9 protein-coding genes are annotated in these 9,211 nt (G+C 58.7%); 5 read left to right on the top strand and 4 right to left on the bottom strand.

The features are described 5' to 3' along the window. A partial coding sequence (locus VGU61_RS05935) for a hypothetical protein (protein ID WP_326858184.1) occupies positions 1 to 314 on the top strand: 314 nt, incomplete at its 5' end. A 439-nt stretch (positions 315 to 753) separates the two neighbouring features. Here the strand turns inward: VGU61_RS05935 and VGU61_RS05930 are convergent. Next, positions 754 to 1,704: a tyrosine-type recombinase/integrase gene (locus VGU61_RS05930; RefSeq protein ID WP_326858183.1), complete on the bottom strand. Its 951-nt coding sequence runs from the start codon at positions 1,702 to 1,704 to the stop codon at positions 754 to 756. A 192-nt stretch (positions 1,705 to 1,896) separates the two neighbouring features. Here VGU61_RS05930 and VGU61_RS05925 point away from each other — a divergent pair, with 192 nt between their 5' ends. Next, complete coding sequence (locus VGU61_RS05925; RefSeq protein WP_326858182.1) at positions 1,897 to 2,937, top strand: DNA-binding protein; 1,041 nt, start codon at positions 1,897 to 1,899, stop codon at positions 2,935 to 2,937. A gap of 195 nt (positions 2,938 to 3,132) precedes the next feature. Here VGU61_RS05925 and VGU61_RS05920 read toward each other — a convergent pair whose 3' ends face one another. Beyond that, the gene (locus VGU61_RS05920) at positions 3,133 to 4,323 is read right to left on the bottom strand and encodes an acetyl-CoA C-acyltransferase family protein (RefSeq protein WP_326858181.1); all 1,191 of its coding nucleotides are present in this window, start codon (positions 4,321 to 4,323) and stop codon (positions 3,133 to 3,135) included. Positions 4,324 to 4,829: 506 nt separating this feature from the next. Here VGU61_RS05920 and VGU61_RS05915 point away from each other — a divergent pair. Both VGU61_RS05915 and VGU61_RS05910 read left to right on the top strand, forming a co-directional pair. Beyond that, entirely contained in the window at positions 4,830 to 4,982 is a 153-nt protein-coding gene (locus tag VGU61_RS05915) for a hypothetical protein (RefSeq protein WP_326858180.1), read from the top strand. Positions 4,983 to 5,205: 223 nt separating this feature from the next. Further along, positions 5,206 to 6,717, top strand: a complete 1,512-nt coding sequence (locus VGU61_RS05910; RefSeq protein WP_326858179.1) for an ankyrin repeat domain-containing protein — start codon at positions 5,206 to 5,208, stop codon at positions 6,715 to 6,717. A 132-nt stretch (positions 6,718 to 6,849) separates the two neighbouring features. Here the strand turns inward: VGU61_RS05910 and VGU61_RS05905 are convergent, their stop codons facing one another. Then, entirely contained in the window at positions 6,850 to 7,128 is a 279-nt protein-coding gene (locus VGU61_RS05905; RefSeq protein ID WP_326858178.1) for a hypothetical protein, read from the bottom strand. A 1,042-nt stretch (positions 7,129 to 8,170) separates the two neighbouring features. On the opposite strand from VGU61_RS05905, the gene VGU61_RS05900 reads away from it, so the two are divergent. After that, a complete protein-coding gene (locus VGU61_RS05900) occupies positions 8,171 to 8,407 on the top strand; it encodes a hypothetical protein (RefSeq protein ID WP_326858177.1) in 237 nt (78 codons plus the stop codon). 197 nt (positions 8,408 to 8,604) lie between these two features. On the opposite strand, the gene surE is transcribed toward VGU61_RS05900, so the two are convergent. Further along, the coding region (gene surE / locus VGU61_RS05895) for a 5'/3'-nucleotidase SurE (protein WP_326858176.1) at positions 8,605 to 9,211 on the bottom strand (607 nt) is incomplete at its 5' end.

Raw genomic sequence — 9,211 nt, 5'->3', positions numbered from 1 at the left:
TGTTTAAGAAAAGCAAAGCCGGCTCCGGTTTCAAGAGTGGCAAAGTGTCATCGGGTGTGGCAGAACAGAAAGCTATCCTGGAGGAACTCGGTTATACATTCGATAGCGTGACAAAGAAAAGCGGTTGGAAGTGGATTACGTCCGCAGCAGGTTCCCAGCAGCATCACCCGACTGAAGGCGATGCCATCGAGGACGCGTGGCGCGATGCCGGTGAACGTACCCAGGCGGCAATGATTATTCCTGCCGACACGTGGGAACGCATGAGCATCAAGGAGCAGGCCGAGCTGATTCAAGAAGCGCTTTCCGGCTTGTGACTCGTTCACCGGGGCATCGATTGCAGCAAGCACTTATGGTGGCGCCACAGTGACGCTTCGTTAACGCCAGTCGGCACAAGGATGACGGCTCGCGCAACGCTTGCATTTTCCAGGAGGGCAACGCAACCATTGCTGCTCTTGCAATCAAGCCGGATCGGCCCAATACGGGCCGGTCGATCTGCGTTAACAAACGAGACATCCTCACTATTGCTTTTGCGATAGCCTCATGTACTGACACGGGACAGGTTTGCCGGGCGCGCCGACCGCCGTTGGATCGACAACGTTTCCCGTAGAAGCCGGTCACCGCGGATGCTGTGTAGTGAGTTGCGCATTGACCACGACGTCATCCACATCGCATCGGGTGAGGGGATCTTCAGCGAGCCGACGGCCGATTTCAACGCCAGACCGCCGTATCCAGCATCGTTTAACGCAGGCGGCTTCACGCGTCCTCGTCTTTTATTGGTGCCGATGGCAGGCGCAGATCCGCGAAGGGGGCAGCCACATCGACGTAGCGCATCGCTGACTGCACGTTTTTCCAGCCGACGTATTCCATCAGTGTTTTCAGGTCCCATCCATTCGAGATAGCCCAGGTAGCGAAGCCACGCCGCAGCGAATGGCTGCTATAGAGCCTGGCCGAAGCCATGCCGGCATTGGCCAGCATCGAGCGAAGCAGCGGCACCAGGCTGTCGGTGCGCAATGCGTGCTGGCTGACATGCCCCCAGCGATCGATCGCCCGAAATACCGGGCCCCGATCGAGATGGGCGGCACCCGTCCAGTCCAGATACGCTTCTACCGGGCACAGCCTGGCTAACGCCGGCACTTTGAATGTTGAGCCGCGATAGGTCCGGTCTGCCTTGGTGTGCGTGAAATAGCAGGTCATGCCCTCCCCTGCGCTCGCCTGCACGTGCTCAATACATAACCGGGTCAGCTCGTCGCCGCGAAACCCCCTCCAGAAGCCGAGCAGCAATAACGCCTTGTCGCGCCGGTGGCGCAATGCAGCGCCACGCGCACCGACGCCATCCGCCTGGGCAATGGCGCCATCAAGCCACCCGGCAACGTGCTCGATGGATTCCAGCCCCATGGGTTTGGCCTGCTTTTGCTGCACCGGGTGCAATGCCCCGATACCGCGCAGCACCTGGCGCACCACCGGCGCCTTCGTTGGATCCGGGAAGCCTTGTTCGTTGTGCCAGCGTGCCAGCGCTGCGAGTCGGTGGCGCAGCGTATGGACCGACAGCGTTGGTGCGTAATGGGCAAGGTAGCGCGACACGCTGTCGGCAGTGGCAGGCAGGAAGCCACCCCACTCCACCTCGAAATGACGGATCGCCGACCCGTAGCTTTGGCGCGTGTTGTCGCGGGTAGCAGCGTCAAGATACAAATCGCGCGTGTTCATCGCATGAAAGCGGTCGGTCGCAAATCAGGGATTACGGGACCGACCATAGAAAAGGATGTGGAAACAGTCATCATACCGGATAATCTTTGTTTATCCGATGTGAAATACGGATTGCACAGTGTGCGGCAAGTACGCTAATCTATTATGTTATTACGTGGTATGTAACACAGTACGATATTTACCGGAGTGATGATGGCCCGCAGCGGATTGCACAAATCGGAAGTCAGGAAAGCGCGCGATACCCTGCTCGCCCAGAATCGGCACCCGTCGGTCGATGCGGTTCGCATCGCGCTCGGCAATACCGGCTCGAAATCCACCATTCACAAGTATCTGAAAGAACTTGACGACGAAGACGGTGCAGCCGATCTACGCACGCCCTCTCTGAGCGACACGCTGCAGGATCTGGTCCAACGCCTGGCTGCGCAACTGCAGGCCGAAGCGCGCACTGAAATCGACGCATTGCAGGCAGCGCACGCAGATCGCGCGCGCCAGCATGCGGACGAGCTGGCCGCCGCACGCGCGGAAATCGGCCAGCGGCAGGCCCAGGTGCAGCACCTGGAATGGCTGCTGCAGCAGGAGGCGGAAGCGCACCACCAGACGCGCCAGTTACTGCAGCAGGAAACGATTGCACGCCACACGGCTCAACAGCAGGCAGGCGATTTGCAGGTTCGCCTGGCCGATAACGAGACACATCGGCAATCGCTGGAAGACAAGCACCGGCATGCGTACGAAGCGCTCGAACATTACCGGCAATCCGTCAAGGTGCAGCGGGATGGGGATGAGCGCCGTCATGAGTTGCAGTTGCAGCAGGTGCAGGCAACTTTGCGTCAGGCACAGCAGGCGGTCGTCGTCAAGCAGGAGGAAGCGACGCGGCTCAACCAGGAAGGCGTGCGGCTGATTGCCCAACTGACGCACACCCGTCAAATGCTTCACGATGCACAGGAAAATAACCGGCAGCTCGCGCAGGGCCTGGAAACCCTGCAGGCGAAGGCACAGCAGGCACCGGTTCTGGAAGCGCAATTGGCGGAAAGAAATGCTCAGGTCCAGCAACTGGCGGCGCAGCTCGCTGCAACCAGCGCGACCGTCAATGATTTGCATGGTCAGATCCGTACGCTTGAGCTATCGATCGCACAGTCGCGGTCGAAAGCCGAAGCCGAGCAAGGCCTCGTCGCGGAATTGCGCACTTACCTGGAGAACCGTGATCGGTCGGCGACGAAGGAGGCAGGTGTATGAAGCCGCTTGCCTAATAACAACCGTGGCATGAGCGTGGTTAGGTAGAAGCCCGGAAACAACGCGCAGCCGTTTCGCGACTCATGTTGTCCGCACGCATAAAGAGAATGCCTGCCACTTTTCGGCGGACCATGTCGAATTTCGCTCCAGCCCCCATGACATCGTCGCCCTTTTCAACAAGTGGCAAGCGGGATCACATCATGTGCGTTCGAAAATCGCGGCAATCCCCTGCCCGCCACCGATGCACATCGTCACCAGTCCATAGCGCTTCTGCGTACGCTTTAACTCATAGAGGCATTTCACGGTGATGATCGCGCCGCTAGCGCCGAGCGGATGCCCCAATGCAATTGCGCCACCATTGGGATTGGTCTTTGCCGGATCGAGGTCCAGTCCACGGCATACGCCGAGCGATTGCGCGGCAAAGGCCTCGTTGGATTCGATCACATCCATGTCCGCAAGCGAAAGCCCGGCACGTTGCAGTGCCAGTTTCACGGCTGAAATCGGTCCAGTGCCCATCAGTGACGGATCCACGCCCGCCACGGCATACGATACGAGGCGGGCAAGCGGCGCAAGCCCGGCGCGCGAGGCAGCATCGGCGTCCATCAGTACGACGGCTGCCGCGCCGTCATTCAGGCCGGACGCATTTCCTGCCGTGACCGTCCCGTTTTCCTTCTTGAAGGCTGGCTTCAGCTTCGCCAGCGCTTCCGCGGTGGTACCGGCCTTGGGATGTTCGTCGGTCTCAAACAGCGCGATGCCATTGCGGCTTTTGATCTCGACCGGTACGATCTGCTCCTTGAAATACCCTGCTTCAATTGCTGCCACTGCCTTGCGCTGGCTTTCCGCTGCGAACGCATCCTGTTCTTCACGAGATATCCCGTACAGTGCCGCCACATTCTCGGCAGTGATCCCCATGTGTCCGGCACCGAACGGGTCCTGGAGCGCGCCTAGCAACATGTCCAGCATGGATGCGTCACCCATGCGTGTGCCCCAGCGTGCACCCTGCATGACATAAGGCGCGCGGCTCATCGTTTCCACGCCACCGCCCACGGCAATCTCGCCATCGCCGAGCTGGATGGCATTCGCGGCCGTGATGATCGCCTGCAGCCCCGATCCGCACAAGCGATTGAGTGTCAAGGCAGCCGATTCCTTGGCCATGCCGGCATTGATCCCGGCCACACGCGACACATACATGTCACGCGGTTCACACTGTATGACATTGCCCATGACGATCTGCTGTGCGGCGGCCGGATCGACCTTCGCACGCAAAAAAGCCTCCTTGACGGCGATCGTCGCCAGATCAGCGCCGGCGAAGTCCTTGAGCGCGCCGCCAAAAGTACCGATCGGCGTGCGCGCCGCACCAACGACCACCACATTCTTCTTGTCATTCATTTTTCATTCCTTTCCGAAATCCCATGCGAAAGCCATCAACTGGAGCAATGGCGTGTCTCGTTATGCGGGTTGGCGCCACCTGCGTCGCACCATGCCATCTTGTTTCCCGAAGTAATTCCGGGACGACATTTCCCCAAGACCCTCCATCGTAAACGAATGCGCCAGTTTTCAATAGAGCATGCTGCGAAACCATGGAGCACCGGACTGTCGCCTAGCCGTTTGCAGAATGAAGCGGTTGGAACGCAGTTCGCTTGGGTTTTATACTTCCAGCCGCTCCTTGCGGGCAGCGGCATTATTCCGCGAACCGTCAAGCGTTCCCGCGAAGACGACGACACCATGCCCCATGACCTCGAAGCTGCTTTTCAAGCAGGAAGGACAAAGAGGATGGCTTTGACGAGTACAAAGGTCGGGCGTCCAGGAGCGACCGCTTTCGGCACATTGCTCCCATCTCTTCGGCCGCTGAAGTCGCGGCAACACACCTTGGCATTCAAGACATGGAGAGCAGCGTGCTCATTTCCAACAGTCTTGCGGAGCATGCCGACTGGGTTGCCCGGGATGCGGCATTCGGCTTTGAACGATTTTTTCTGCACAACGTGCTTCGCGATCAACGACGGCTTTTGTCCGAATCGGCCCAACATGTCATGCCGTTGTTCACCTGAGGCGCATTGGCGGTGATGCCGTCATGAATGCACCTGCCGTGCATGCTGCATCTTGTCTGAACTTGCGTCAAACGCGCTGTCTACCAATTAGGCCTGTTGTTCGAGGGATTCCGCTGGAATGTTCCACCATGCCTGCTGTGGGTCAACGAATACGTGTCGCGATTCAGTGCGGAGTACCGTACAAGATACATGCGATGCAATATGAAACTATGAAGGAGCAAGCATGAGCGAGTTAAGAGAAGTGGATGACCGGCTGATCGATGCCATCGTGCAGTGCGATCCCGAGGGAGTCGTTGCATGCCTGTCACAAGGCGGCAATGTCAGTGTTACGGATATGAATGATTGGACACCGGTACATTTTGCAGCCGCCTGTGGTGCTCCGACAGTCATGTCACATCTGATTGGTGCCGGAGGCAATATACATGGCAAGACCTTGGATGGCAGCACACCGCTGATGATCGGCGCAAACCTCGGCCACAGGGATCTCGTAGACCTGCTGCTTACCTCCGGAGCCGACGTGCATGAACGCGACCAGATGGGTGCGACGGCCTTGATCTATGCGTCCAATAACGGTCATACCGAAGTCGTCAGGCTGCTGCTGGAAGCCAGCAGCAATGCCGGCGATAAAGAGGACGATGGCATGACGGCACTGCATACGGCAGCCAACAGTGGCCATCCTGATACGGTGCGCGTTCTGCTTGAGGCGGGCGTGCCTCTGGACGAGCTCGACAAGTACGGAATGACGGCACTACTGATGGCCGCCGGTAACGGGCATGTCGATGTTCTCGACGTGCTGCTCAAGGCCGGCAGTGATGTACACATGCAGGATGAGCTGGGTTACACCGCCTTGCATTGGGCCGCAAATTACGGGCATACGGAAGTCGTCAGGGCGTTGCTTGCCGCGAATGCGGACTTGCATGCGCTTGAAAGCGAAAGCATGACGGCGTTGCATGTGGCGTCGATCAGCGGCCATGCTGCTGTCATGCAATTGCTTGTCGAAGCCGGGGCGGATGTCAATGCGCAGGATAGTAGCGGGTGGACAGCTTTGCATTTTTCTGTCGGCAGCGGACATGCGGAGGCCGTGGGCTTGCTCGTCAACCGTGGAAGCAACGTTCACATACGCGGCATGGATGGCTGGACGGCACTCCATCTTGCAGCCAGCAACGGCGATACGGAAGTATGCCGGTTGCTGCTGGACGCTGGGAGCAATCTCAAGGATAAAGAGGACAATGGATGTACCGCCCTACATCTTGCAGCGGACGGCGGTCATGCCGGCACGGTAGAGCTGCTGCTTGCGGCGGGCGCGGACACGGCCGAGAAAGAAAACGATAAGTTCACGGCACTGCATCTAGCTGCGTCGAACGATGACACGGACACGATCGGCCTTTTGATCGCGGCGGGAGCGCCAGTGGACAGCAAGGACAATGAAGTATCCACGCCGCTGCACTTTGCGGCGAGCGAAGGCAATGTGGAGGCAGTCCGCATGTTGCTCGAAGCTGGTGCCAGCGTTCATGCAAAAGACCATGATGCGTGGACGCCTCTGCATTTTGCAATGAAAGGCGGACATGCCGACGTAGTAATGCAACTAATCAATGCCGGCGCTTCACTTGAAGAAATGGATAGTCAGGGCATGACGCCTGAAATGGCTGCAGTCAATGACCCAGATATGCTTGCGCTTATTTCTGCAGTAAAGACTCAGCGGGCCGCTTCACCGTCCTTACCGAGCGCAAAGTGAGGCGTGACAGGATCGATTGGTTAATCCAACGACTCGACGAGCTTTCTATCGGGATTCCGAAAGCAACGATGTTCTCGGAAGGTCTTCTGCGCCAATCGCCCGCATCACGGATCCGCTGGCGAGATTGTGGATTCATGACAAATGAAGGGCGGCCACATCAGGGCCGGCACCCACGGCCGAGGCAGTGATGCGTTTGGAGTAGAAAAGCTCACCCCAAGGCAGGATCGTCGTGATTGCCCTGACTTCCTGTTGAGCAGCGTCGAATTCCTTGATGATCGTCTGCATGCGCGGGCCATCACCTCCGCCGAACAAAGGCCAGAGTCGCACTGCGATGACTTGAGCTCCTGTTTGCGAGGCGCAGGCTCTCAACAATGCCAAGACTAGGGCTATCAGGGATTGTGGTTTCGCCATGATGCGACCAAGGATTGGGTTACTCAACGTCCACACTTGCTTGCGCAATGCGGGTCGCTCTCTCAAACGCGTCAACGCACCACTGCTGCATGTGGCTCTGCTGCCCGCCGCAGCACAGTGATGCATGGCAGCCGGCAGGCCTCTCTTCGTTGCACGCGGTGGCTTACAACGGATCCGTCGGCCTGCGCCCAAAGGTACGGATGGCATTCAGCACCCCGGCGAGTTCATCGGGTGTGGCAGGTGAAGAGCCGCCAAGATGTTCGCCGGTTGACGACTAGAACTTGACCGAAGTGCCGACGGCGCCCGCGTCGACGATATGCACCTTTGCAACATGAGCGAGGTTCACCTGCCAGCCGGCATCAATTTCGATAAACATGTCTTTCCTTTAGTTAATGAAAGCAACTCGACAGAAGCTGGTGTCCGCTGCTTAGACGCATCAGCTCTCCTATTTCCTCACCGCCTGCGCGCGCCGAATTGGCCCATGAAGGTTGCGTTTAGAGGCAACAAACCGTCAACAATTCAGCCAGCGTTTAGGACGCAACGCAACCGCCGGCTTCCTGGATAATGGATGTCGTCAAACTCGATGAGTTGCATTCAACATTCAGACGGTTTCGATCAGCCAAACCGTATCCGAAGTCATGTCGCGCCATGCGCTATTCATCGCCCGCACAAATCGGCCGGGATAAGATCAGCAGGAAATGTGATTACGCAACAACGCTCTTAACAGCAGCCGCGGATCCGGCAATTGGGACAACTGCCACAAAATGCTATCGCCGAAGCGCAAGGGTGGCGCCTTACAGGGCGACAAGTTTCGCCCTGCTTCAAGCGCCAAAAGCATGTATCCCTAACGGGCGCGCCGAAGCACCGCTGCGAACCAGTCATGCCGTCGCCAGTCCTAGTTACAGCTTCCAGCTAAACCTGGTTGTGCGCATTGCACGCCAGAATAGAGCGGCGTTCACGTGGCATGGAAGCCGCTCGCAAAAGGTGCCCTTGCAAGAGAATATGTGAGGGCTAACTAGGGAATAAGTACGAGGAGAAAATCATGACGAACAACGGGTCGGCAAGCCAGGATGGGCAACAGAACGCGAGCCCGGCATCCGGCGGTGACCAGAAAGCGCCGGATCCGGTCAATACCGCGATTTCGTCCGGCCATCCACTCGACCGCGTGGGCGGTGCGGGACTTGGGCAGCCGCCTGGGGAAAGCGACGTGCCGGCAATCACCCAGCCCACAGAAAAGAAGGCCGCCGATCCTCAGGACAGAAGAGACACCAGCGCCTGACATGTTGGGCTCGCGCTTTTCCTCATCAATGCTGGCTGATTGCGAGTGCGTTTTCGCATGACCGAAGACCATCAGCGTCGCGAGGCTTGGAACATTGTGAAAGCAGGAACCCGCCGGATGCTCGCCCGGCCGGCAGCGCCGGCTGCCGGACTCGGCCCGTGATGGCGATGCTTTTCATTATTGCTGCCACAGCGCGCTTATTGTGCGAGTGCCGCCGTCAGCTCGGCGTAGGCAACTTCGCTGGTTCTTTCGAATTGCAGCGGCGTCACTGAGATGCAGCCGTCGGCCACGACACGTGTTTCACTCGCCGGGGCATCCTGGAACGGCTCGCGGTTGAACTGAAGCCAGTAATAATCTAATCCACGCGGATCGGTGCGTGGCAGGACATGGATGTTCTTGACGATTCCCGCGCCTTGCCTCGTGCAGGTGAGCGGCCCGGCGGCCTGCGCGGCGACGTCGGGGAAATTGACGTTCAGGCAGGCTTGACTGCTCCAGCCGACCCTGACCAGGCGCTCGATCACACCGGGAGCCAAGACGCGCGATGTCTCCCACCGCACTGCATCGCGGTCCGAGAACGCCTGGCTTAACGCGATCGATGGAATGCCGAGCAGCATGCCGGTCATGGCGGCCCCCACGGTGCCGGAAAACACGGTTTCTATACCGAGATTGGCGCCGCGGTTGATACCTGAAAGAATCAGCGCCGGCGGTGCGTCGGCCATGAGATGCTGCACCGCCATGACCACACAATCGCCGGGGCTGCCTGAGACGCTGTAGCGGCACTCTCCGAGCTGATTGGCGCGCAGG

The organism is Noviherbaspirillum sp. (assembly GCF_035944575.1).
Taxonomy (GTDB): domain Bacteria; phylum Pseudomonadota; class Gammaproteobacteria; order Burkholderiales; family Burkholderiaceae_D; genus Noviherbaspirillum.
The sequence above is the reverse complement of the archived record's forward strand: the minus strand, read 5'-3'. Positions and strand labels throughout refer to the sequence as shown.

Excerpts from the sequence above, each read along its gene's own strand:
- VGU61_RS05930 (WP_326858183.1), bottom strand. The coding sequence starts at position 1,704 with ATGAACACGCGCGATTTGTATCTTGACGCTGCTACCCGCGACAACACG.
- VGU61_RS05925 (WP_326858182.1), top strand. The coding sequence starts at position 1,897 with ATGGCCCGCAGCGGATTGCACAAATCGGAAGTCAGGAAAGCGCGCGAT.
- VGU61_RS05920 (WP_326858181.1), bottom strand. The coding sequence starts at position 4,323 with ATGAATGACAAGAAGAATGTGGTGGTCGTTGGTGCGGCGCGCACGCCG.
- VGU61_RS05910 (WP_326858179.1), top strand. The coding sequence starts at position 5,206 with ATGAGCGAGTTAAGAGAAGTGGATGACCGGCTGATCGATGCCATCGTG.
- VGU61_RS05905 (WP_326858178.1), bottom strand. The coding sequence starts at position 7,128 with ATGGCGAAACCACAATCCCTGATAGCCCTAGTCTTGGCATTGTTGAGA.
- VGU61_RS05900 (WP_326858177.1), top strand. The coding sequence starts at position 8,171 with ATGACGAACAACGGGTCGGCAAGCCAGGATGGGCAACAGAACGCGAGC.